The 24,477-nt window shown below is 49.1% G+C and carries 19 protein-coding genes; 5 read left to right on the forward strand and 14 right to left on the reverse strand.

Going from position 1 to position 24,477, the window contains the following annotated elements:
• Window positions 1-10: 10 nt before the first annotated feature.
• The gene (dusA, locus tag SIB80_RS00980; RefSeq protein WP_063420777.1) at window positions 11-1,015 is read left to right on the forward strand and encodes a tRNA dihydrouridine(20/20a) synthase DusA; all 1,005 of its coding nucleotides are present in this window, start codon (window positions 11-13) and stop codon (window positions 1,013-1,015) included.
• Window positions 1,016-1,024: 9 nt separating this feature from the next.
• Here dusA and SIB80_RS00985 read toward each other — a convergent pair whose 3' ends face one another.
• The 7 genes from SIB80_RS00985 to SIB80_RS01015 all read right to left on the reverse strand — a co-directional run bounded on the left by SIB80_RS00985 (window position 1,025) and on the right by SIB80_RS01015 (window position 8,175).
• Window positions 1,025-1,588 (reverse strand): RNA recognition motif domain-containing protein, encoded by a 564-nt coding sequence (locus tag SIB80_RS00985; RefSeq protein WP_063420776.1) that lies wholly within the window; start codon window positions 1,586-1,588, stop codon window positions 1,025-1,027.
• A gap of 123 nt (window positions 1,589-1,711) precedes the next feature.
• A complete protein-coding gene (gene argH / locus SIB80_RS00990) occupies window positions 1,712-3,124 on the reverse strand; it encodes an argininosuccinate lyase (RefSeq protein WP_063420775.1) in 1,413 nt (470 codons plus the stop codon).
• Window positions 3,125-3,153: 29 nt separating this feature from the next.
• Entirely contained in the window at window positions 3,154-4,557 is a 1,404-nt protein-coding gene (locus SIB80_RS00995; protein ID WP_063420774.1) for a PP2C family protein-serine/threonine phosphatase, read from the reverse strand.
• Window positions 4,558-4,619: 62 nt separating this feature from the next.
• Window positions 4,620-6,074 carry a signal recognition particle-docking protein FtsY gene (ftsY, locus tag SIB80_RS01000; protein ID WP_063420773.1) on the reverse strand — a complete coding sequence of 485 codons (1,455 nt, stop codon included), beginning with the start codon at window positions 6,072-6,074 and terminating at the stop codon, window positions 4,620-4,622.
• Window positions 6,074-6,709 carry a transcription antitermination factor NusB gene (gene nusB / locus SIB80_RS01005; RefSeq protein WP_063420772.1) on the reverse strand — a complete coding sequence of 212 codons (636 nt, stop codon included), beginning with the start codon at window positions 6,707-6,709 and terminating at the stop codon, window positions 6,074-6,076. Before nusB ends, ftsY begins: the two co-directional genes overlap by 1 nt.
• Before the next feature lie 29 nt (window positions 6,710-6,738).
• A complete protein-coding gene (locus SIB80_RS01010) occupies window positions 6,739-7,491 on the reverse strand; it encodes a DUF502 domain-containing protein (RefSeq protein ID WP_041374634.1) in 753 nt (250 codons plus the stop codon).
• Between the two features lie 69 nt (window positions 7,492-7,560).
• Complete coding sequence (locus SIB80_RS01015) at window positions 7,561-8,175, reverse strand: HpsJ family protein (RefSeq protein WP_063420880.1); 615 nt, start codon at window positions 8,173-8,175, stop codon at window positions 7,561-7,563.
• A gap of 86 nt (window positions 8,176-8,261) precedes the next feature.
• Here SIB80_RS01015 and queG point away from each other — a divergent pair, with 86 nt between their 5' ends.
• The 3 genes from queG to SIB80_RS01030 all read left to right on the forward strand — a co-directional run bounded on the left by queG (window position 8,262) and on the right by SIB80_RS01030 (window position 12,712).
• A complete protein-coding gene (queG, locus tag SIB80_RS01020) occupies window positions 8,262-9,236 on the forward strand; it encodes a tRNA epoxyqueuosine(34) reductase QueG (RefSeq protein WP_063420771.1) in 975 nt (324 codons plus the stop codon).
• A gap of 9 nt (window positions 9,237-9,245) precedes the next feature.
• A complete protein-coding gene (locus tag SIB80_RS01025; protein ID WP_063420770.1) occupies window positions 9,246-10,139 on the forward strand; it encodes a tetratricopeptide repeat protein in 894 nt (297 codons plus the stop codon).
• Between the two features lie 77 nt (window positions 10,140-10,216).
• Complete coding sequence (locus SIB80_RS01030; protein WP_063420769.1) at window positions 10,217-12,712, forward strand: DNA topoisomerase (ATP-hydrolyzing) subunit A; 2,496 nt, start codon at window positions 10,217-10,219, stop codon at window positions 12,710-12,712.
• 35 nt (window positions 12,713-12,747) lie between these two features.
• On the opposite strand, the gene purF is transcribed toward SIB80_RS01030, so the two are convergent.
• The 7 genes from purF to SIB80_RS01065 all read right to left on the reverse strand — a co-directional run bounded on the left by purF (window position 12,748) and on the right by SIB80_RS01065 (window position 22,713).
• A complete protein-coding gene (purF, locus tag SIB80_RS01035) occupies window positions 12,748-14,205 on the reverse strand; it encodes an amidophosphoribosyltransferase (RefSeq protein ID WP_063420768.1) in 1,458 nt (485 codons plus the stop codon).
• Window positions 14,206-14,264: 59 nt separating this feature from the next.
• On the reverse strand, window positions 14,265-16,649 hold the full coding sequence (gene purL, locus SIB80_RS01040; RefSeq protein ID WP_063420767.1) for a phosphoribosylformylglycinamidine synthase subunit PurL: 2,385 nt from the start codon (window positions 16,647-16,649) through the stop codon (window positions 14,265-14,267).
• A 57-nt stretch (window positions 16,650-16,706) separates the two neighbouring features.
• On the reverse strand, window positions 16,707-17,483 hold the full coding sequence (locus SIB80_RS01045; RefSeq protein ID WP_063420766.1) for a hypothetical protein: 777 nt from the start codon (window positions 17,481-17,483) through the stop codon (window positions 16,707-16,709).
• A gap of 3 nt (window positions 17,484-17,486) precedes the next feature.
• Entirely contained in the window at window positions 17,487-18,653 is a 1,167-nt protein-coding gene (dnaN, locus tag SIB80_RS01050) for a DNA polymerase III subunit beta (protein WP_063420765.1), read from the reverse strand.
• A 409-nt stretch (window positions 18,654-19,062) separates the two neighbouring features.
• Window positions 19,063-20,121 (reverse strand): threonine synthase, encoded by a 1,059-nt coding sequence (gene thrC, locus SIB80_RS01055; RefSeq protein ID WP_063407641.1) that lies wholly within the window; start codon window positions 20,119-20,121, stop codon window positions 19,063-19,065.
• 90 nt (window positions 20,122-20,211) lie between these two features.
• Window positions 20,212-20,799, reverse strand: coding sequence for an alpha/beta hydrolase (locus SIB80_RS01060; protein WP_169189950.1), 588 nt, complete (start codon window positions 20,797-20,799; stop codon window positions 20,212-20,214).
• Between the two features lie 24 nt (window positions 20,800-20,823).
• Window positions 20,824-22,713: an ABC1 kinase family protein gene (locus SIB80_RS01065; RefSeq protein WP_236066195.1), complete on the reverse strand. Its 1,890-nt coding sequence runs from the start codon at window positions 22,711-22,713 to the stop codon at window positions 20,824-20,826.
• A gap of 58 nt (window positions 22,714-22,771) precedes the next feature.
• Between SIB80_RS01065 and recN the strand changes: the two genes are divergently transcribed.
• Complete coding sequence (recN, locus tag SIB80_RS01070; protein ID WP_063420762.1) at window positions 22,772-24,454, forward strand: DNA repair protein RecN; 1,683 nt, start codon at window positions 22,772-22,774, stop codon at window positions 24,452-24,454.
• Window positions 24,455-24,477 lie beyond the last annotated feature (23 nt).

Consider the following 24,477-nt stretch of genomic DNA (forward strand, 5'->3'; position numbering starts at 1 on the left):
GCATGAATCAATGATTGCTCCTTTCACGCCACAGGTTGATGGTGCTTATCGGTTCAGCGTGGCTCCAATGCTCGACTGCACAGATCGACACTTCAGGGTACTAATGCGACAAATCAGTCGCCGGGCGTTGCTTTACACGGAAATGTTGGTGGCCCAAGCTCTGCATCACAGCAACCGTCTTGATCATCTGCTCGATTTCGACATCATCGAGCATCCCCTGTCTCTACAAGTAGGAGGCGATGATCCAAAAATGCTTGCAGAAGCAGCGCGCCTGGCCGATGCCTGGGGCTACGACGAAATCAACCTCAACGTGGGATGTCCCAGCTCACGAGCAAAAGCAGGCAACTTCGGTGCCTGCCTAATGGCTAAACCTGATCAAGTCGCACGTTGTGTTGAAGCGATGGCGATGGCGAGCCCTCTTCCAGTCACCGTGAAACACCGTCTAGGAATTGATAATTTCGATAGCGACGCTCTACTCATGACCTTTGTCGACCGAGTGTCCATAGCAGGAGCCACTCGCTTTACTGTGCATGCACGAAAAGCCTGGCTAGAAGGGCTTGACCCCAAACAAAACCGCACGATTCCACCACTTCAACATCAACGAGTCACCCATCTCAAGCAACAACGCCCGCAGCTCACTATTGAAATCAATGGAGGACTAGAGCACCCAAACGACTGCCTAACAGCGCTGCAAACCTGTGATGGGGCAATGGTGGGGCGAGCAGCCTATGCCCATCCGCTCCGCTGGCAGAGCATGGATGAGCTGGTCTATGGGGAACAACCACGCTCAATCAATGCTTCTCAAGTCATAGGAGGATTACTCCCTCATGCCGAAACCCACCTGAGCCGAGGTGGCCGACTATGGGATCTGTGCCGACATCTTTTACAACTCGTTGAAGGGGTACCGGGCGCTAAATCCTGGAGGCGAGACCTTGGCATCAAGGCTCAAAAAGCCGATGCCGATCTAAGAGTGCTGCAAAAAGCAGCCCAGCAACTTGAAGATGCCGGGCTATAGGGACTTAACTCAACCCTCCGCCCCCCCATATCCGCTGTAGCTGTCACCGCCTTCACCCTCAGGTGCAGCGCCTCCCCTACGACGACGAGTGCGACCCTCGTCATAGGAACTTGTTTCAGGAGAAGCTCCGCCATAACTGCGATCTTCCCAACCACGAGCTCCGGAACCACGATCTCCACCGCCGCCACCGCCATATCCACCACCGCCGCCACCGCCATATCCACCACCGCCGCCACCGCCATATCCACCGCCGCCACCGCCATATCCACCACCGCCGCCACCGCCATATCCACCGCCACCGCCGCCATATCCGCCGCGACGAGGTGCACTGCCACGTGGCTCTGCCTTATTAATCCTCAAAGGGCGACCCATCATTTCCGCCCCTTGAAGAGCTTCGATAGCCGCAGGCTCAGCTGCCTCATCAGCCATCTCAACAAAAGCAAAGCCCCTTTTGCGTCCTGTGTCGCGTTCCAAGGGCAAAGCACAATTCGCAACCTCACCAAAAGGTGCAAACAATTCAATAACGTCTTCCTGCTCAGCGCGGAAGGGAAGATTGCCGACGAAAATACTCACTTTCCTTGTGGACCGTAAAAAAAGTAGTGGACCAATTGGCCAGGTATAGCCATTAGTTCATGATTCGGGAATGAATCAATCCACCTTTGGCTCTATCAGCGTAGACCCGCCGATGCATTTCGATCATGACAGTACGGAATCAAGGCGGCTACGCCAGTGACGCAGTTGCTCCTCAACTCGATCAAAACCAGTGCCACCTTCACTAATCCGCACAGCCACAACCCGCTTTGGAGCCAATGCTTCATGCAAATCCTCAGCAATAGCAGAGTGAAATTCCTGCCATTGTTCAAGGCTTAGATCACAAAGCAAAATCCCTTCGTCTAAACAACGCTTCACAACCGCACCCACCAATTGGTAGGCCTCCCGAAAGGGCACTCCTTTAGCAACCAAGTAGTCAGCCACATCAGTGGCATTGGAAAAGTCGGATTCAACGGCAGCTGCCAAGCGTTCCGAACAAAACTCCAACCCTTGCTCCATCAAAATCGACATGGCTTCCACACAATCTTTAGTAGTGCGAACGGTGTCAAAAAGAGCTTCCTTATCCTCCTGAAAATCCTTGTTGTAAGCCAATGGCAATCCCTTAATCATGGTCAGTAGACCCTGAAGGTGACCAAACACACGACCACATTTGCCTCGTACCAATTCAGGCACATCAGGATTCTTCTTCTGAGGCATCAAGCTGCTGCCAGTGGCACAACGGTCGCTGAGACGCACAAATGCAAATTCCTCAGACGCCCAGAAAATCACCTCCTCCGCCAGGCGACTGAGATGGACCATGACCAACGAAGCCGCTGCTGTGTACTCAACAGCAAAATCGCGATCACTTACCGCATCCAGGCTATTCGCGTAAATACACTCAAAGCCAAGTGCTGCTGCTGTATTTTGGCGATCAATAGGCACTGATGTTCCTGCAAGGGCAGCCGCGCCAAGCGGCGAAATATTGACTCTTCCGCGAACATCTTTAAGCCGATCTCTATCCCTTTGAATCATCTCGATATAAGCCAAAAGATGATGGGCCAAGCAAAGCGGCTGGGCACGCTGTAAGTGGGTGTAGCCGGGAATCAAAGTTTGACGATGGGATTCTGCCTGTGTCAAAAGAGCATGCTGAAACCGCTCCAGTTCACAATCCAAATCATCCAAGCGACGCCGTAACCACAAGCGCAGATCCGTGCCTACCTGATCATTGCGACTTCGGCCTGTATGAAGTTTCTTGCCGACAGGCCCCAATACAGCGATCAGCCGCCTTTCAACAGCGAAATGAACATCTTCATCAACAAGTCCTGGCTGAAACTCTCCTGCAGCTGCTTCTGAGCGGATTTTCTCAAGGCCGCCCTCAAGCTGAGCCGCCTCTTCAAGACTGATCACTCCACATTCGCCAAGCATGCGTGCATGAGCGATAGACCCATCCAAATCTTCTTGAAGCAGAGTGATGTCAAAGCTGATGGAAGCATTGAACCGCTCAATAACCGGATGCAATCCCTCTTCAAACCTTTTGCTCCAGCCTTCTGCAGAACCACTGGTTACTCCACCTGCCATCCCTTCATGAGCAGCGAGTCAACAGCTTGTCAGGCCAGGGACACAGACGGCAGCGTTACCTCCTCTGGCACTTTCAAAACCACCATTGAGGCATCATCTTCCAGTTGATGGTCCACACCGACAAACCGATCCAAACGGGCAAATAACTGATCAAGAATCCCCTGTGCGCCTAAACCACTTCGACAAGATCCCTCCATTGCGCGAATCAAGCGAGCTTCATCAAAACGATCTCCGGTGATGCCAGGAGCTTCGGTAACACCGTCTGTGTAGTAAATAATCACGTCACCAGGCTTGAGCAAAATTTCACCACAGCTGTAATCCGCCTCTGGCTGAAGTCCAATCAACAAACCAGGCACATCAAGCCGGCTCACACTGCGTTGCTCAGCTCGCCAGATCAGAGGAGGATTATGAGCAGCATTTGCATAGCGAAGACGACGCGTGCGCGGATCGTAGTCAGAATAAAAAAGAGTCACAAACCTATGGGACTGAGCCAAGTCCTCTTGAGCTAGCTGATTGAGATCATGGAGAATCCGATTGGGCGGCAGACCGCTTAATACCTCTGCACGCAACATGCCCCTGAGCATGGTCATTAATAAACCAGCAGGTACACCCTTACCCATCACATCTCCCATCACAAGACCCCAACGACCTCGTTCCTTGCGTCGACCGATCAGTTCTGGACGGGTAGGAATGAAATCGTAATAATCGCCGCCAACCTGAAAGGCGGGACGGCAACGAGCCGCAAGCTCGACACCTTCAATCACAGGACAACGATCCGGCAAAAGCTGAGCCTGAATCTCTGCCCCGATACTGAGTTGACGGTCCACCCGCTCGTGAAGACGGGCCTCCTGAAGCATCAGATCATTCTCAATAGCCACCCCAGTCAGGTCTGCCACCAACTGCACATGGCGACGGTGAACATCACTCCAAATCAGAGCTGCTTGAGGATCAAAAACATAAAGCCTGCCACGCTGCTGCCCGCGAGCAACTAATGAGGTGGCAAACATCCCGGCCCTAGCCAAATGGCGCTGAACCAGCTGATCCATAGCAAGAACCTGTGCCTCATCAGTACCGAAACCTGTGGCAAAACCTGCTTCAAATGAAGCCAACTGCCTCACTAATTCCTGACTCTGATCAAATGGAACTGCCTGAAGCTGCTCCCTCCACAAACGACCATCAACCTGAAAAGGCACGAGCAATGCTCCTTGTACGCCCACCAGACGGGAGGCCACCACAGGGACCAATTCGAGAAAACGATGCAGATTGGTGAAACTGCGCAGGGCAAAACCCAACGAAACCAACAAGTCCTGATTGCGGCGCTGCTCCCTCGACAAGCTATCAAGCAATTGCCGCAACGACGTAGAGGCTGACACCTGCTGAGAAGCGCTAAGAAAAGAAGGCGTCGAATGTCGCCGTGGCGACTTACTGCTCACAGCAACGGCACAGCAGGGTTAGAAAGTTAGCAAGATCAACTGCTCAGTCAGCCGCCAGAACATCAATAGTTAGCCAAAAGTGCCTCAACAAATTCAAAACTGTTGAACGGTCGTAAATCACGGATCCCTTCACCAGCGCCGATGAAACGAATCGGCAACCTCGCTTCTGAAGCCACCGCTAAGGCCACGCCACCACGAGATGTGCCATCCAACTTGGTAATCACTACCCCTGTAAGAGCGGCCGCCTGGGCAAAAGCCATGGCTTGTCGCAATCCGTTCTGACCTTGACTGGCATCAAGTATCAAAAGAGATTCAACCCTGGCTTCAGGTGCTAAACGATCAATAATGCGTCGAACCTTCTGTAGCTCCTCCATCAAATTGTGCTTTGTCTGCAAACGACCAGCTGTGTCAACAAGCACAAGGTCCGTTGATTTAGATCGGGCCGCACCAATTGCATCAAACACAACAGCAGCAGGATCAGCATTGGCAGTGGAATTGGCTATGACCGGAACACCACTGCGAGCACCCCACACCTTGACCTGTTCAACAGCAGCGGCCCGGAAGGTGTCAGCAGCAGCAATCAAAGCGGTATAACCACTGCGTACTGCCAAGTTTGCCAACTTGCCAAGAGTGGTGGTCTTGCCAACCCCATTGACTCCCACAAATAACCAGATATTGAGACGACCCCGTTCTGGCGCCAAAAGATCAGTGCCAGTGTCCTGAATCGGAGCCTCCAAAAGATTGCAAAGTTGTTGTTTAAGAAAGCGAAGTCCTTCAGCAGGATCCACAACTTCTTCGTTCATTCGACGACGAAGTGCATCGAGAACTTGATCCGTAGCTTCAACTCCCGCATCAGCTCTCAAAAGTAATGTTTCAAGGTCATCAAGCACCTCAGGAGTAAGGGGATCATCTCCGAGGTTTTCCAACAGGCCTTTGACAAAACCTTGACGGGTCTTTTCAAGACCACGCCTGAGTCGACCCAACCAATCAATCTCCTCTAAAGAAATTTTTTCCGGCTTGCGCCCCTGTGCTGCAAGCACTTCTGCAGACCAAGCAAAGGTTTCGTCAAACTCACCAAGCCTGGGTTCAGGCGACGTTTCCGAAAACTGAGATTGCTGAGCTAGTTGAGGCGACACCTCCTCAACCTTTTCTTCAAGCTCTTGTTGACGAACCTGCCTCTGGAGTGCAGCTTGCTCCAATAAAGAACCCCCAGCCTCAAAACTTGAAGACTGAGCACTAAATTCAGGTTGAACATTCGCAGCAAGGGCTGTTTCGCTAGCAGAGTCAATCTCAACTGAAGGCTGTGACGTTTTCTGCTGCGCCTGCTGTGCTTTTAAGCGGGCGTAAGCACTGCGCGCCCACTCCAAAGAGGATTCCTCCTGGTTCATTGGAGAAGATTCCTCTTGATTATTAGACGAATCGGAGCTGACCACCTCAGAGCCTTCTGGCTTCTCCTCTAAAACCTTCTCAGTAGAAACATCGTCACTGGCTTGACGATTAAACCAGTCGTAAACCATTAGGCCAACGTCATAGTGGAGGCATCATGCAACCGTCTCAAGACACCATTAATCATGCGACGACCTTGTTCATCGCTGTAGCGATGGGCCAATTCAACAGCTTCATTGCAAGCCACAGCAGATGGAGTCTGAAGAGCAGTTAAGTCCACCACGGCCAACCTCAAGATATCCCGATCAATACGAGGCAAACGACTCAAGCGCCAGCCCTCCATAACAGCATCAATACTTGCATCAATGCTGTTGCGTTTTTCTATCACCAACCTCACACGCTCTAAAGCCCCAAGCCGAATCTGCTCCTGGTTTCCTAACGCCAGCAAACGGGAAATTTCCAAGCTCGTTGAAACACCATTAATCACCTGTTCTGCACCAATCAGACAAGCCTGTAAATGCTCACGAACCTGACTCGTAGAGCTCGAATCAAGATCTTGAAACTCACTATCGAGTAAATGCTGTTGAGCATTCTCAAGCTCAACAGCACAAGTATCAAGACCCTCTCTCCAATGCTGACTCAGGGTATCAAAAGCCTTCTGAAGAAGACTCTCCAAAGATATTGTTTTCAACCTAGAACTTTCACGTTCAGGAATCTGACCAAGCACCAAAAGAGCCAGTTCTCGAGCAAGTGATCTGGACTGCATGATCGACACAAGAACGGGAGGAGACGAACTCAAACCTGGGTCGTAGTCGTAGAAGACGGGGCAGTATTAGAACGCAATTGAGTCATCAAGCTTGAGAAACTGCGATTCATAGGGGGCTCTTGTTCATCAGGGTTCACAATTCCTGCTGAAATAATTGTGCGGAAAGCATCCTCCACGGAAATATTTAAATTGCGAACAGAAGACTCCGGCACCAAGGTATACCAACCCGTGGTGGGGTTAGGAGCCGTGGGAATAAACACACTAAGCAAGGGCTGATCAAGCTCAGCTTGTAGTGAGGGACCTACCAAACCGGTCACAAACCCAACACTAAAAAGGCCCTCACGGGGATATTCCACCAACACCACTCGACGAAAACGCTTAGAATTATCTCTTAGGAAAGTTTCCAAAAGCTGCTTAAGGGTCTTATAAACCGAACCAGCAAGAGGTATCCGAGAAAGAGTTCCCTCTCCAAACTCAAGCAGCCAACGTCCAACAATATTGCGAGCCATCAAGCCAATCAAAAGGATGCCAAGCAACGGCACCGTAAGGCCCAGGCTCAAATTAATCAGATCCTGAAGAAGTGGATTAAGGGTGATGAACGGATTGACCTGTTTGGGGATCGACGTAAGAAATGCCAGTACAAATCTGCTGACAGTGGTAGCCAGCCAGATCGTTGTCGCCAAAGGTATGACTACCAACAACCCTGCAATGAGATCGTTCTTGAGATCCTGCTGAAGCCTTGAGGTCAGCGGCAGATCTGTTCTGGGATTGGACTGCACCAAGGAAAGTCTGAGGCCAAAAGCGGACTTGATTGAACCAACCTAACCAGCTGTCTGACTTCTGCCGAGTTTTTAGAGCACCGCTGTGAGCGCCAGCAACACAAAAGCCACTGCAAGCACAACAGCACTAAGAGTGCCACCAAAACGACGCTGATTCACTGCAAGATTGCGCTGCCGCTCCATTTGCTGGATCTGCTGATCCATCTGAGCCAATTGACCAGTGACGAAATCATTGGCTGCCTTTTGCTGATCTTCATCGGTTGCAGTAGCAGGCAACTGACCAGCTTGTGCAAGCTGATCACCAAGGACCTTAAGAGCTTCAGGGTTCTGAGCCTGTCTACGGGCTTCCTCAAGCTGATCTCGCCTTTGCTTCAAAGTTTGATTTGCCTGACCAGCGAGGGTCTGATTACCGGAGATCGCCATTGGAATCACTGCGATTATGGCAATAGCAAAAAGACTAGAAAAAGCACAAATCAGCCAGCGAATCGGCAGTTTTGCTTTGCCTGGATGATCCAGCCTGGAACTGATCAACATCAGCAACAGACCTATAAATCCCATCGGAGAAAGCGTAACCAAACGCTGAACCATCACTTGCTGAAACTCCGCCGAAGCCCAATCGCTTGCACCAAGCAAGACAACCATCTGCAACAGCAGCAAAATCACGAGGGTGAGTCCGAGCCAGCGCATCAAAGGAGTTAAACGACCGGCTGAACGTGATCCCAACTCAGAAGCAGGCAAGGCACGATGCCAAAAGGTAATCAAGTGTACGGTTGATGGTTGTGAAAATCTGCGCCAACCAAGATCAACTCAGCCATGAGCTCAAAGAGCAAGCAAAAAAACAAGGTTTTGATCCTGTAGGAATTGCCAGGTTCCCTGGTAGTGACCGACTCCAACTTCGCTCCGCTGCTCTACAGCGCTGGCTAAAAGCTGGTCATCAGGCCGACATGGCATGGATGGCCTCATCACAAAGGCAACAGGCGGACCAACTACTCGAAGGGATGACAAGCCTGCTGGCGGTAGGTCTGAACTACTTCGTAAATGTACAAAGAGCTCCAGGCAAATTATTAGTTGCTCGCTATGCATGGGGACGGGACTATCACCGAGTGATCAAGCAAAGGCTCCGAAGAGTAGGTCACTGGCTTGAACAACAGCGACCTAACTGCCGCTGGAAAATCTGCGTAGATACCGCTCCATTACTCGACAAAGCCTGGGCAGAAGAGGCCGGTCTCGGTTGGATCGGCAAGCACAGCAACCTGATCAATACCCAGCGAGGTTCATGGATGGTGCTGGGTCATCTTCTTTGCACCGAACCACTCACCCCAGACCAACCCGCCAAGTCCCTGTGCGGCAAATGCCAATCCTGTCTGGAGATGTGTCCCACCGAAGCCATCACCGAACCTTTTGTGATCGATTCACGTCGATGCCTGGCCTACCACACAATCGAAAACCGCAACCCTGACTTACCAGAAAACATTGTGAGGTCCTTGGGGAATTGGGTCGCCGGATGTGACATCTGTCAAGATGTCTGCCCATGGAATCAACAATCTCTTCCCCATAGCAATGATCCTGATGTACAGCCTCGTGATTGGTTACTCAAGCTGACGCGCAATCAAGCCCTCTCATGGAGTGATACAACTTGGAGTGAACAATTACGCGGATCTGCTCTGAAAAGAATCAAACCATGGATGTGGCGTCGAAATGCAGCCTCAACGCAAACCAACAAACCTCCTACGCTGCAAAACAACTAAATCCATGGAATGAAACTGAACCAGCTGCGATATAAACCGCTTAACGGCTGGCTCAGAGGAGCTGTTCTAGGGCTCATCACCACAATTGTGGCAACACCTCCGACTCATGCCCTCATTCCCTACGTCTACGAGCCAAGTCCTCTTGAATTAAAAGGAGCCAGCATTGGCATTGGACGCACAGCCGCCCAATTGCTGCAACTGGGTCAACCAAAAGAGGCCGCGCTCTTGGCAGCACTTGCTGTCCGACTGCAACCAGAAGATGAGCGTCTCTGGTCAGTTTTTGCAGAAGCCCAACTACGCAGCAATCAACTTGATGCTGCAAGCCATTCTCTAGCGCGAGCAAAACAACTCAACCCCAAGAAAGCAGGCCTTTGGTTCGCTGAAGCTTCCCTTGCCCTGCGCGATAACCGGCCTGCAGACGCCGTGAGCCTCCTCATCCAAGGTCTAGAACTCGACCCAAATAATGCTGGTGCTTACTTTGATCTAGGCAACGCAAGAGTGATGCAAGCCAATCTTCAAATCGCTCTCGAAGCTTTTGAAAAGGCATCCGGCTTGCAGCCAACATTCTGGGAAGCCGTTAACAACCAAGGAATCGTGTTGTTTGAAATGGGCAAAATCAAAGCTGCCATCAACCGCTGGCGGCGTGTACTACAAATCAAACGCAATGCTGAACCAATGCTTGCCCTTGCAGCTGCATTGAATCAAATCAACCCTGGCAGCACAGAAGCACTCGCACTTGCCAACCAAGCCCTTGCAGAAAATCCAAATTACGTCTTACTAAGACACCAGAAAGAGCAGCTCTGGGGAGAGCGCCTTCGCCAAGCCACTAGTCATTTACTGACAAACCCAAATCTACGATCAGCTGTGGAACGAGCTGAAGCCAACGCTGATACAAACCAATAGGCACTGATCAACAATGCGGGTATCCGCTAAGTAGATCTGTAGGCTGAACGCTTTAAGCCCTCTAATCCCAAATCTGGATGGCCGAGGAGCGCCTTCAACCAATCGCATTGCATCAAGAGATGCAACGCTCCTATCTCGAATACGCGATGAGCGTAATCGTAGGAAGAGCATTGCCCGATGCCCGAGATGGCCTCAAGCCAGTTCAGCGGCGCATCCTATTTGCAATGCACGAGCTAGGCCTGACACCGGATCGTCCCTATAGAAAATGCGCCCGTGTTGTTGGAGATGTCCTAGGGAAATATCACCCTCATGGCGATCAAGCCGTTTACGACGCACTCGTTCGACTCGTTCAGAACTTTTCAAGCCGTTTCCCAGTATTGGATGGACACGGCAACTTCGGCTCCGTTGATGACGATCCGCCTGCGGCCATGCGTTACACAGAAACGCGTCTGGCTTCAATCGCCCATATGGCGTTGTTGGATGAAATCGGAGAGGAAACAGTTGATTTTACTGCGAATTTTGATGGCTCCCAACAAGAACCTTCAGTACTGCCAGCCCAACTTCCCTTCCTGCTACTAAATGGTTGTTCGGGAATCGCCGTAGGTATGGCTACCAGCATTCCACCTCACAACCTTGGCGAAGTGGTCGATGGATTGATTGCACTGATACGCAAACCCGATCTCAGTGACGACAAATTACTTGGTCTAATTCCTGGCCCAGACTTTCCAACTGGTGGAGAGATCCTGCTGGGCACTGGCATCCATGAAACCTACCTCAAAGGACGCGGCAGCATCCCAATGCGTGGCGTGGCCCATGTCGAAGAAATACAACCTGGTAAGGGTCGGCACCGCCGAAGTGCTGTTGTCGTCACTGAATTGCCCTATCAACTCAGCAAAGCTGGTTGGATCGAAAAACTGGCAGATCTTGTTAACAATGGAAAAATCGGTGGCATTGCCGATATTCGCGACGAAAGCGACAGAGAAGGAATGAGGATAGTGGTGGAACTGCGCCGAGATGCCAACCCAGAGAATGTTCTCGGCGATCTGCATCGACGCACCTCCTTACAAAGCAATTTCGGTGCAATTCTTCTGGCTCTTGTTAACGGCCAGCCCCAACAACTTTCACTGAGAAAATTGTTACAAACTTTTCTCGAATACCGAGAACTCACAGTTATCCGAAGAACCAACCATGCCCTAGGAAAAACAAAAGCTCGCCTGGAAGTGGTGGAAGGATTAATCACAGCATTGAACGCACTACAAGCTGTCATTGCAATGATCCAAGAGGCTGCCGATGCTGCTGCTGCAAGAGCCCGTCTGATGGTGCAATTAGATCTAAATGAAAAACAAGCCGACGCTGTTCTGGCAATGCCACTAAGACGACTTACGAGTCTGGAACAAAGCAGTTTGAGGCAAGAAGCCAAAGAACTACAAGGAAAACAAGAACAACTTCAATTCCTTCTCGAAAATCGAGAAAGCATGCTGGAAGTACTCATTCAAGAACTTCGACAGCTCAAAAAACGCTTTAACAACCCCCGCCGAACTCGCCTTGTGGAGGGTGGCGATGATCTGGTCGCTGAGCGAGCGGCAAACCAAAGACCGAATGCGGAAGTTCAGCGACAACAAGCACTATCCGCCCTGCCAAGTGATGGCCGAATACTCATCCAGCAAGACAGCCAGGTCAAGGTAATGAGCCCTCAAATCCTCGGTCGACTTCACCTCAACGAAGCCTGCAAACTCAGCGATGGACCTTCGCCAGCCAGATTGATCTTGCCAATTGAACCAGCCCCACGTCTACTTGCGGTGACAAACAATGGTCGAGTAGCTCTAGTCCGCTGGGAATTTGCAGGGCAACAACCCGGGTCGCTGCAACGCTTCCTACCAGGAGGATTAGAAAAAGAAACATTGATCAACATATTCCCCTTGCCCGTAGATCAAAACCTAAGCCTAGGTCTACTGAGCAGCGATGGACGCTTCAAACGATTACCCTTAGAAGAAGTGATGGAACTTTCCGGAAGAGCAGCAACCATTGTTAAATTAAAAGATGGTGTTGTATTAAAATCAGCATTAATTTGCCAAGCAAATGATGATATCATTTTAGCAAGTAACATAGGAAGAGTAATCAGAATTAATGTTAATAACGACAGCATGCCATTGATGGGAAAATTAGCTCAGGGGCCTATGACAATGCGACTATTACCAGAAGAAATGATCGTTGGAGCAGTTTCTTGTCCACCAAACTGTGAAAGCACTGTATTACTTGCCACACGCCTAGGTAAATTCGCCAAAATATTGGTCTCTTCGATAAGAGTCTGCCAGAGAGGAGATTTAGGGGAAATTGGATTAACAATAAAAGATTCAAGCCAAGATCAAGATCAAGATCGAGTCGTTGACATCTGTAATGGCAATAGGTTGGTCGGCCTAGTCAGTAGCCAAGGTCGCCATGCCCGTATTGAAGCTGGAAAGCTGGAACTGACCATACCGATCAAACCGAGTCTAAATATCGTGGAATTAAAAGACAACGAAGAAATTCAAAAACTGGTGCCACTAATTACGACTAATAATATTTTAGATTAAACATTTAACACTTAAGTCCTTAATGATCACCTTTATTAAGACAATTGTGTGCGTTCTATCCAATCGAGATATTCAGAAGTAACTGTCCCTGTAATATACTCTCCGGTAAAACAAGAAAGCTCAAGTTCAGAAACACCTGAACCTTCAACAATTGCTGCTTCTAGATCAGCAACCTCTTGATAGACCATGTGATCCGTTGAAAGTTCAGAAGAGATTTGAGGAATAGTGCGATTATAAGCAATCAGCTCATGACGATTTGGCATATTTATACCATAAACATGTGAATACCGCACTGGTGGTGCTGCAGAGGTAAACGTGACTTTATTCGCACCAGCAACTCGAGCCATTTGTACTATCTCCTTCGAAGTCGTACCACGTACAATTGAATCATCCACAATTAAAACATTCTTACCTTTAAATTCTGTTCCCATAGCATTTAACTTTTGTCTAACAGATTTCTTACGTTGAGCTTGTCCAGGCATGATAAATGTACGGCCTACATAACGATTTTTAAAAAAGCCCTCACGATATTCAATCCCCAGCTGTCTAGCCACTTGCATAGCAGCAGGCCGTGAAGAGTCAGGAATTGGCATCACAACATCTATATCTCCAGATGGCGTGTACTTTGCAATAGTTTCTGCAAGTCGATCCCCCATCCTTAATCGAGCTTCGTAAACCGAGATTCCACTCATCACTGAATCAGGTCGAGCAAGATAAACATACTCAAATGAACATGGCACAAGACGCGGATTCTTCGCACACTGACGTGAATAAAGCTCGCCATTTTGAGTAATGAAAATCGCCTCACCAGGATCAACATCCCTAACAATCTCATAATCACCATTCTCTAATACCAATGACTCGCTAGCGACAATCCACTCATCAGCACCTTCTAAAGACTTACGTTTACCAAGTACCAGTGGCCTAATCCCAAACGGATCACGAAAGGCAAGAAGACCGTGCCCTGCAATCAAAGCAATAGATGTATAAGAACCTTCTACTCGTTGATGTACAGATGTAACAGCATCAAATACCTGATCTGGAGTAAGATCACTGCCATAAATTTTCAATTGCAATTCAGTAGCTAGAACATTAAGCAACATCTCCGTATCACTCTTTGAATTTGTGTGGCGACGATCAATATTGAACAAGTCGCGATCAAGCTCTCGAGTATTAGTAAGGTTACCGTTATGAATAAGAATGATTCCGTAAGGAGCATTCACATAAAATGGTTGTGCTTCTTCTTCCCGCTCAGCTGCACCCTTTGTTGCATATCTAACATGACCAAGACCAATATTACCGATTAAAGAACGCATATCACGTGTGCGATAGGCCTCCCGCACTTGCCCCCTTGCCTTATGCAAGTGAAAAACACTGCCATCCATGGTGGCTATGCCAGTAGAGTCCTGACCCCGGTGCTGTAGAAGCAGCAAGCTGTCATAGATCTGCTGATTGACCAGCGCAGTAGAAACAATGCCAACAATGCCACACATGTGAAGCTCAACTCCTCAAATGCATAAGCCAAGAAAGACATTTTGCACCAAAGCTCAACTCAGACGCTTGAAGAGAGATCCAAGCCCATACGACGAGGGATTGCCTGCTCAAAGCACTCCCTCAGCTGATTCAAAGGAAGCTGAACCAAGCGATTGCCAGCCTGAGTGATCAACAACTCCTCATCAGCCGTAACAACACCAAGGTACTGATCAAACACTGAGCCAGGGGATCTGGTCTTTGCCTGATTTAAAACCTTTTGCCAGGCAACAGCCTGCGTGGATGGAACACTCACCAAGATGCGTGAACCACCTTCAGCAAATAACAAGCGATCCAATCGAGCTTCGCTGTATGGTAAATCAATATGTGCACCCAAATTTGCAGCGATACAACACTCAGCAACTGCAACTGCAAGACCTCCATCACTTAGATCATGAGCAGAGCGAACAAATCCCTCAGTAATAGAATTGCGTAGGAAAGATTGAACTAAGCACTCAAGTTTCAGATCAATCTCCGGAGGCCTACCCGTAACTAAACCATGAATACATTCAAGATAACTACTACCCGCAAGGCTAACGCGAGGATCAACCGCAACTGTTGTATCGATAGGCACGCCTAAAAGCCAAATCAAATCACCAGGCTCAAGCCAAGCCTGACCACACACATTTACAAGATTATGAACTAAACCAACCATTCCAACAACTGGTGTTGGGTGAATAGGTTGTATTTTTCCATCAACTAAGCGAGTCTCATTATATAGAGAAACATTTCCTCCAGTTACTGGTGTTGAAAAAGTCTTGCAAGCCTTAGAAAGACCACGACAAGCTAAAGCCAATTGCCAATACCCAGTAGGCGTTTCCGGAGAAGGAAAATTGAGATTATCTGTGACAGCCAAAGGCTCCGCACCAACACAACTAAGATTTCTGGCCGCTTCTGCTACAGCGGCCATAGCACCACGTTCTGGATCAAGAAAAACCCATCGATTAGGACAATCAACAACTGCCGCAACTCCCCGATTTACCTCATCTACAGAACCTTTACCTTGCTGTGGACGTAATCTCACAACAGCAGCATCAGAAACTCCTGGGGCTGAAACTGTATTGGCTTGAACCTGATGGTCATATTGACGATAAACCCAACGTTTTGAAGCAATCGTAGGGTCATCAAGTAACTTTAGAAGAATTTCATCCCATGAAAGATTACTACCAAAATGAGATTGTGAATTTAAATTGATCCCTTTTAAACCAACAACTGGTAATAGATTCTCCTGCCAGTCCCATTTGGCCTGAATCTCTAGCGGAGGATCACTCACTAATTCATGTCGATCAATTGGAGTGTCATCAGCTAATGCATTAGCAGGCACCTCAGCAACAACTTCTCCTTTTTGCAAAACACGAACCACCTTCTCTTCAAGAACGCAACCAACAATTGCTGCTTGCAACCCCCAACGAATAAATCTCTCCATCAAAGATTGCTCTTGTCCAGGCTTCACCACAAAAAGCATTCTCTCTTGAGATTCCGAAAGTAAAAACTCATATGGAGTCATCCCAAGCTCACGAGCAGGAACTCGATCAAGATCGAGTTCAATACCAAGACCACCCTTAGCAGCCATCTCCGAACAGCTACAAGTAAGACCAGCCGCACCCATGTCCTGAGCAGCAACAACATCGCCACTCTTAAAAGCTTCAAGACAAGCTTCAATTAAACCTTTTTCCAAAAATGGATCACCAACCTGAACCGCAGGACGATCATCCAGAGAAGCTTTTGTGAGCTCTGCACTAGCAAAACTAGCACCACCCATACCATCACGACCAGTTGTACTACCGACATAAATCACCGGATAACCAACACCATGAGCCCCAGAACAAACAATCTCGTCTGTTTCCATCAGCCCAAGAGCCATTGCATTAACTAACGGGTTGCCGGAATAACTGGAATCAAACGCCACCTCACCACCAACGGTAGGAACTCCCACGCAATTGCCGTAATGAGCAATACCTTCAACGACCCCCTCCATAAGACCAACATTACGTTCATCTTCAAGAGGTCCAAAACGTAAAGCATTAAGGAGCGCAATAGGCCTTGCACCCATAGTAAAAATATCTCTCAAGATTCCGCCAACACCTGTAGCAGCTCCTTGAAAAGGTTCCAATGCAGAAGGATGATTATGGCTTTCGATTTTGAAAGCCAAGCTCTGACCATCTCCTAAATCCACGACACCAGCATTTTCTCCAGGACCAACCAAAATCCGATGACCACTTGTAGGAAAACTGCTGAGCAAAGGCCTTGAATTGCGATAACAACAGTGTTCAGACCACATCACACCAAACATTCCCAGCTCAACTCGGTTAGGTGCACGTTGAAGACGACGACAAATCTCGTCGTAATCATGTGGTTTAAGACCTTCATGACGTAAAGCTGCAGCCACGTCATAGTCAACTCTCAAATCGGGGCCCTGACACACGAGATCTAACTCATCTCTTCCCAGTTTTGCTTATAAAGCTCAAACCCAAGGATCATCCTGACCATCGCCTCTACCGTCCGGACGGCCGCGGCGACGTAATTCTTCAGTTGATTGGGAAAAATTGTCAGTCTGTTGATCATCCCAACCTTCTAAGGGATCCATTTCAGCCATATCAGAAGACTTCCAAGAACGCTCAACTGGTTCATCCCAGGGAGGATCCTCCAACCAGCCTTCCAAACGACCACTGGCCCGGTCACCCATCTTGTGAAGTTGATCGCGCCAATGACGGGAACGGTTGATTAAACCCTGACGAACACTGGAATGAACCAAGGGAAGATCATCTAAACCACGCAAAGCAGTAGCAACCATTCCTGGTTGCTGATCAACAATGCGATCAGTTGTTAATCGCCATCGACTACTGCCTGGAAGCCGAGGATCACTGCGAGAGACCAAATAATGAAGGATTTTCCCTGTTGTGGGAATAAAAACAAAATCAGCCACCAAACCGAGGCGGTGCCCATCGCGATCCAACAAATCAGCATCTAACAAAGTCGGAAGACGCTCAAGCGTGATCTGATCAGAAACAGCCGGTTGCCCTTTAACAAAAACCTCTTGCTCATTAATCCCACGCGACTGATCCAAACGCCAAACATCCCTCGACACTCGAAGTGCTGATGGACGACTAACCCAACCAAGTAAACGATGAACAGGAGGATGCATCCAAGGCATTACACCAGGGCCGTGATCTAACCCCTGATCACAACGTACACGATGATGCAACAAATCACTCAATAAAATCTGATCAGGAAGATTCAAAGTTCAAGAACGAATTTGTACTGGCATCACCAAATATGTAAAACCAATATCATCATCCTTTGGCGAAATAATTGCAGGTGTAGTTGGAGCATTACAGCGCAGTACAATACGGTCACTATCCATCACCTTCAAACCATCTAGTACATAACGAACATTAAAAGCAATCTGAACAGCATCCCCAGTAAATTCAGCCGATAGCGATTCAGAACCACTGCCTACATCCTGAGCATCAGCACTAATTTGTAGAAGCTCAGAAGTATTGTCACCACTAACCTTTACAACATTGTTATGTTGATCAGCTAATACAGCTATTCGTTCTAAAGCTGCAATAAAAGCACGTCGATCAACATCGAAACTCCGAGCAAAACCATCAGGAATTAACTGACGATAGTTAGGATAGGTACCGTCTAATGTTCGACTAGTTACGACTTGATCAGCAGCTAAAAACACCACCTGACCTTTATCACAAAACAAACTCACTTGATCATCACCACGCCATCCAGCGATCAAACGCTCTACTTCCCGCAGAGAGCGAGAAGGAAGCGTTACGGAAAAATTCTCACCTTCATCATCCATCTCAGATGAGACCGTAGTCTCAACAGCTAAGGCATCTGCCAAGCTTAAAACGGCAAGGCGGTGACCATCAGTTGCCGCTGCTTCCATTGCTTTACCATCAAAATGCAGATGAACTCCTGTTAGTAACTGTTTGGCTTCATCTGAACTGCTAGCAAAAAGAGTTCCTCTAAGAGCTTTTAAAAGAGCCATCGCATTAACCTTGACAGCCTTACCACTTTCAACAAGAGGTAATTCAGGAAAATCATCAGCAGACATCCCACGCATCTGATAACTCCCGCTTGAACTTTTGAGTTCAACCTGTTCACCAGCCTCATCAGTGGCCAAAGTGATAGGTGAATCACTTGAAAGCCTTGAAACAATTTCCCCTAATAGGCGCGCAGGCAAAGTAATCGCACCACTCGATTCCACCGAGGCAGTCAATGCCGTTTGAATACCAAGGCTCAGGTCAAAACCCGTGAGGCTCAGACGATCAGTGCCAGCATCAGCAGTGAGAAGAACGTTGGCTAGCACTGGATGAGTGGGTCGTGAAGCCACGGCTCTGCTAACGAGCTGTAGTGCTGTATTGAGTTCAGCCTGTGAACAAACCAGTTTCATTGAATCAATGTCACGACTAGAACAAGAACGCTGAAGAGGTCTCCCAGAATTTCACAAGCCAGCAAGAAGTGCAATGGCAGATCATTCTCATTCATAACCTTTCGGCTTTACTGATTAAATTATTAAAAGAAATTAAAAGAACCGTAGTAGTAGGGCTTGAGGAAATCGTGGAAAATTGTACAAATCCTTTATGGCGACTGGACTCTAATGGTTATAGACTTGTGGAAAGGATAGTTGGACATGTGGAGAGATGGCGTTCTTTCCACATTTTAATCAATTGGGGAAAAGGCTGAGGTTTTTAAATGGTTGGGTTTTGCGGCCTTTTCCCCAATTTCAATAATAATTTGAGCATGATTTCCACAGTCAGATTCTAGATGGTCTATTCGAGATGCTGGTGTTTGCTTGATCCTTAAAAACCCATGACATGAGCCACAGTGGTTAGATCTGGATTTAGATCTGCATGAAATGTTGCATCGTTGTTATTGATGGCACAATCTGGATCTTTTAAACCGTTGCCAGTCAGGACACATACAACTGTTGCCCCTGAAGGGACTTCAGACGCACGTTTTAATAATCCTGCTACAGAAGCAGCACTTGCAGGTTCACAGAAAATGCCTTCCTCGCGACCAAGCAATTTGTAAGCTTCTAGAATTTTTTCATCTGAAACATCAAGAAAGGCTCCATTGCTGCTTGACTTTGCGGCAATGGCCTTTTCTTTGTTGACTGGGTTGCCTATTCTAATTGCCGTTGCAATTGTATTTGGATTGTTTACGGTCTTGTTGAAAACTAATGGAGCAGACCCACTTGCTTGGAATCCCATCATTTGTGGTAGAAGTTGACATTTTCCGGCTTGTTTGTATTCTTGAAAACCCATCCAATAAGCAGTGATATTACCTGCATTACCCATTGGGATGCATAGCCATTCTGGCGCTTCTCCGAGAGCATCAACAATTTCAAAGGCTGCAGTTTTTTGACCTTGAAGCCGGTAAGGGTTAACGGAATTCACCAGAGTTACTGGGTATTTCAAGGCCATTTCTTGAACGATGTCGAGAGCACGATCAAAATTGCCTCGAATTGCTAGCACTTCAGCGCCATAAACTAAAGCTTGAGCTAACTTTCCCTGCGCTACATAACCGTCTGGAATTAATACAAAAGCTCGCATACCAGCGCGTCTTGCATATGCAGCAGCAGCAGCAGATGTGTTGCCTGTACTGGCACATATGACTCCTTCACAATTAGCTTCTTTGGCCTTGCTGATCGCCATCGTCATGCCTCTGTCCTTAAAGGACCCTGTGGGGTTGAGGCCGTCGTATTTCACGTAGACCTTGACTCCCCTGCCAATCTGTTCAGCTATTGAGCTGACAGGGATCAATGGCGTTGCTCCTTCTTTGAGGGTCACGACAGGTGTGGTATCGCTTACCGGTAACCAGGATCTATACGCTTCTATTAGGCCAGGCCAATCCTGCATTACAGGGGTTGTTGAGATAGCTTGAGGGAGGTTCTGGCTGAGGGACACCAATAGAGAGCAAGAGAGCAGTGTTTAGTAGGAATCTAAGCCTTACGGCTTAGATTCCTTAAGGCCGTCTAGTGGCGAATCGGAAAAGAATTTCACTAGACCAGCGATTGACTCAGCTTTTTGCATGATTCCAAACAGAGCCGGTAGGTTTACTGTCATTGTTTCGTTGGGATAAGCTTTTAGAAAGTGGATGGCATTAAGACCGCCCGTCCCTATTTGCATGCCATTGATGACTCCAGCTCTGAATGCTGGAACGCTTACCGAAGGGTTTGGCACGTTGAGAGGGTAGATGATTTTGGATATGCGGTTGATGATTACGTTGCCAATGCGTGTGGTCATTAATCGACTGGTAAGCCCTATAGGAAGTTCTAGTTTTTTATTGAGGAGCTTGGAAACAGTTTCTGGGTTTTGTCGACTGAATTTCAGGGCATCTTTTAACAGGCCTCTGGCTTTTCCTGTTTTTGCTAGATATTCCAAATCTGACACTGAGATTGAGCGGCGGAAGGCACCACTCACTAAGGCCACTTCTTTGGCTGCTTCTGCTTTCGGCATCGTTGAAAACAGACTTAATCCCAAACCTAGGCAGAGAGCCATCAGAGATCGATAAGAATGTTTTTTGGATTGATTCATTAGTGAACCCTTTAGTCACAGAATTTAGGGTGAAACTCCTGCTGCTACCTTGACAAGACGGACAACACCACGTTCGGCGAGACCCTGCGCAACTTTTATACCCATTTTGTGGGTATCAGGTTCGCGGATCAGTCTTGGCAGGCGGCTGAGGACTAGTTCAGGAGTGAAGCCTGGCAGGTTTTGCAAGATAACGATCAGTTGCCGAATTGGTTCTAAATCAAGCAGTGAGCCATCGTCAGAATTTTCAGACTCCGAACCAATGGCTATAAGTGGAGGTTGCAAGGATCGCGGTAGGTTACGACCCAGACGTTGAAATGTTTGCCAGCCAAAGGCGTCAAGGCGGTTGATTAGTGCTTCAACAAGTTGTTCTCTCAAGAGACCACCGTTGATTGAGAAGAGGAAATCGATGACCTGATCAATTAAGCTGTCCAAGTCGAGCTGGGCTTGGCTTGCAGCACTTGCTACCAGGTTTTCTAGTCGAGTCCAGCGGAAGATTTCTCCGTCAAATAGCATTTCTTTGAGGCTTTGGCGTAATTGAGGGTCGGGATCTTCCATGAGTCGCCGAGCGAAGTAAGGATAAGCGGCACCAAGAATTTTGAATTCTGAATCTACGCTTAATGCGATGCCTTCAAGGGTTATCAGTGAACGAATAATTAATGCGTAGTATGGAGGTACCTTGAAAGGGAACTTGTACATTACGCCAGAGAGGTCATCAGTTACGCTTTTGAAATCAAGGCGACTTACACCCATCTCTAGAGCTTGGCTGAAGACACTTTCAAACGCAGGTACAATTGGTTCTAGATTGACATCTTCTGCTAGAAAACCGAGTTTTACAAAGTCTCGTGAAAGGTTGTTGAAATTACGGTTTACCAGATGTACTACTGCTTCAATTAAGCCTGTACGTGATTCTCGGCTCACCTCACTCATCATTCCGAAATCGAGGTAGCAGAGCCGCCCATCGGCCATAGCCAGAAGGTTGCCAGGATGTGGATCAGCGTGGAAAAAACCGTGTTCCAACAACTGTTGCAAGCTGCAGTTAACTCCGACTTCAACCATATTATTGGGATCGATTCCTAGCTCTCTCACTGCCTTTAGATTAGTGAGTTTTACTCCATCAATCCATTCCATTGTAAGTACTCTACGGCTAGTAGCTTGTCGATAGATTATTGGTACAGCGATGCGTTGATTATGGCTGTGAAGCGTGCGGAAACGCTCTGCATTGGCAGCTTCATTAAGGTAATCCATCTCTTCAAATACTCTTCGGCCTAGCTCATCAATCAGCGCCACAAGATCACTACGTATCAACCTCACATTGCTTTTTAGCCATGCGGCAATGTTCCGTACGATGTAAAGATCAAGGGTGATTTGTTCACGAAGTCCTGGTCGTTGTACCTTGACGGCCACCTGTTGACCTCCTTTGAGTACGCCCCGGTGGACCTGTCCTAGAGAGGCGGCAGAGATAGGTTCTTTGTCGAGTTGTTCGTAGATCTCTTCGATTGGTGTTTCAAGGTCTTCTTCTATGCAGGCCATAGCCAAAACACTGTCGAAGCCTGGCAATTGGTCTTGTAGTTGTGAAAGTTCTTCCAGTAGAACTGGTGGTACTAGGTCTGGTCGACTGGAAAGAGCTTGTCCGGCCTTAATGAAAGCAGGGCCAAGCTCTACTAAGAGTTCAGCGAATTCTCGTGCTCGGGAACGAGCACGATTTGCATCGTTCAGTAAGCCAAAAACTTTGTCCCCTGCTAAGCCAATCAGGAAGAGACCAATTGGTAGAAGTGTTTGCCAGAGTCGGCGCAAAAGGCGCTGTGGATGGCCGGCATAAATTCTGGTAATTGCAGCAGGGTCGTATTCAAGTAGGCCTGCCGCCTCGATGAAATCCCCGAGTTCTGTTTCCATCCTGAGTGGGGTCGTGATCATTCACCCCTTCTAAACGAACCGTGCTGCCGCTACGGTCGGAATCATCACAGGGCTGGACGTGCTCACCGGTCTGCTGCTGCAGAACATAGCTCTGATCGAGAGTCTTGAACTGGAGTTCAGTTCCGGCTTTACGGTGCTCACCGGCGAGACCGGCGCAGGCAAGTCGATCCTTCTCGATGCCCTCGATGCGGTGCTGGGTGGAGCGCAGGGGGCCAGCGGCGTTCGTTTGCTACGCGCTGGTTCTGATCGAGCCAGGATCGAAGCTGCGTTTCAACTCAGCCCTGTGCTTGAACAGTGGTTGATCGAGGCGGAGTTTGACCCTGAAGAGGAGCTCTTGATCAGCCGTGAATGGAAACGGCAGGAGGGTGATCGCTTTTCTAGTCGCTGCCGGCTGAACGGCAGCACGGTGAATCGTCAGCAGTTGCTTGAGCTCAGACCGCTGCTGATTGATCTCACTGTTCAGGGCCAGATCCAGCTGTTGTCGCGTGCGGGGCAGCAACGGTTATGGCTGGACCGTCTCGGTGGTTCTTCGTTGGCAGAGGTCAAGGCACAGGTTGCTGATGCCTGGACGGACTGGCGCGTTGCTGCAGATGCCCTGATGGCTCTCGAGCAGGAAAAGCAGCGTTTCGAACAGGAGCGGGCTGAACAGGAGCAGCAGTTGGAGCAGCTTCAAGCTGCTGATCTCGAGGATCCAGACGAGCAGCAGCGGCTGGAGCAGGATCAGGATCGCCTCGTTCATGGCGTGAGGCTTCTCGAGGGTCTGGCCTTGTTGTTTGGGCGTCTCCGCGATGGTGCGGATCAGGGGCCCTCTCTGCAGGATCACTTCTCGGCGTCCATCCAGGAGCTTCAGGCCATGGCCCAGCTGGATGGTTCCCTGGAGCCGCTGCGGGATCAGGCTCTGGATCTCGGGGCCGGTGTTGACGCCTTGCTGCGCTCCCTCGATCAATACGGTCTGGCGCTCGAGAGCCATCCAGATCATCTGGAGCGGATCCAAGACCGCCTGTCTATTCTAAAACGCCTGCAGCGCCGCTATGGCCTTGATCTGGCCGGTTTGATTCTGCGTCGCGATGACCTGCTTCACCGTCTGGGTGCTGAAGGATTCGCGGCTGATCTCGCCCGCCTGCATCAGGACGAGAACGACCGATGCCAGAGCCGTGATCAAGCCAATGCGGCGTTGCATCGCGAGCGTTCCAATGCAGCGGAGGCTCTGGAGGCGTCGTTGCTTGAGCTGTTGCCCCCAATGGGCCTGGCCAACGTGCGTTTCAAGGTGGATCTCACCCCATGTGATCCCGCTGACCATGGTGCGGATGCTGTGCAATTTCTGTTTTCCGCCAATCCTGGCCAACCGATGGCACCTTTGACGGAGGTGGCGTCCGGCGGTGAGATGTCCCGTTTTCTGCTGGCGCTCAAGACCACTCTTGCCGCAGTGGATGGGTCCAGCACGCTGTTGTTTGACGAGATTGATGCCGGCGTTAGTGGACGCGTTAGTGGAGCGATGGCGGATCTTCTTCAGACCCTGGCGCGTCAACGCCAGGTGTTTTGCGTCACCCACCAACCGCTCGTGGCGGCCGTGGCCGATCACCATTTCCGGGTAAGTAAGCATGTGCAGGACGGCGTGACCCACTCGCGAGTGTCCCGACTGCGGGACACTCAGGAACGTCGCCAGGAGCTAGCTGACCTCGCTGGTGGCAATCAGGCTGATGCCTATGCAGCGAGTCTGCTGGACCAGCGCACAGCTTGAAGGCTTCGGTTCTTCCTAAGCTC

Origin of the sequence: Prochlorococcus sp. MIT 1327, assembly GCF_047304785.1 — a bacterium.
Lineage (GTDB): Bacteria > Cyanobacteriota > Cyanobacteriia > PCC-6307 > Cyanobiaceae > Prochlorococcus > Prochlorococcus marinus_D.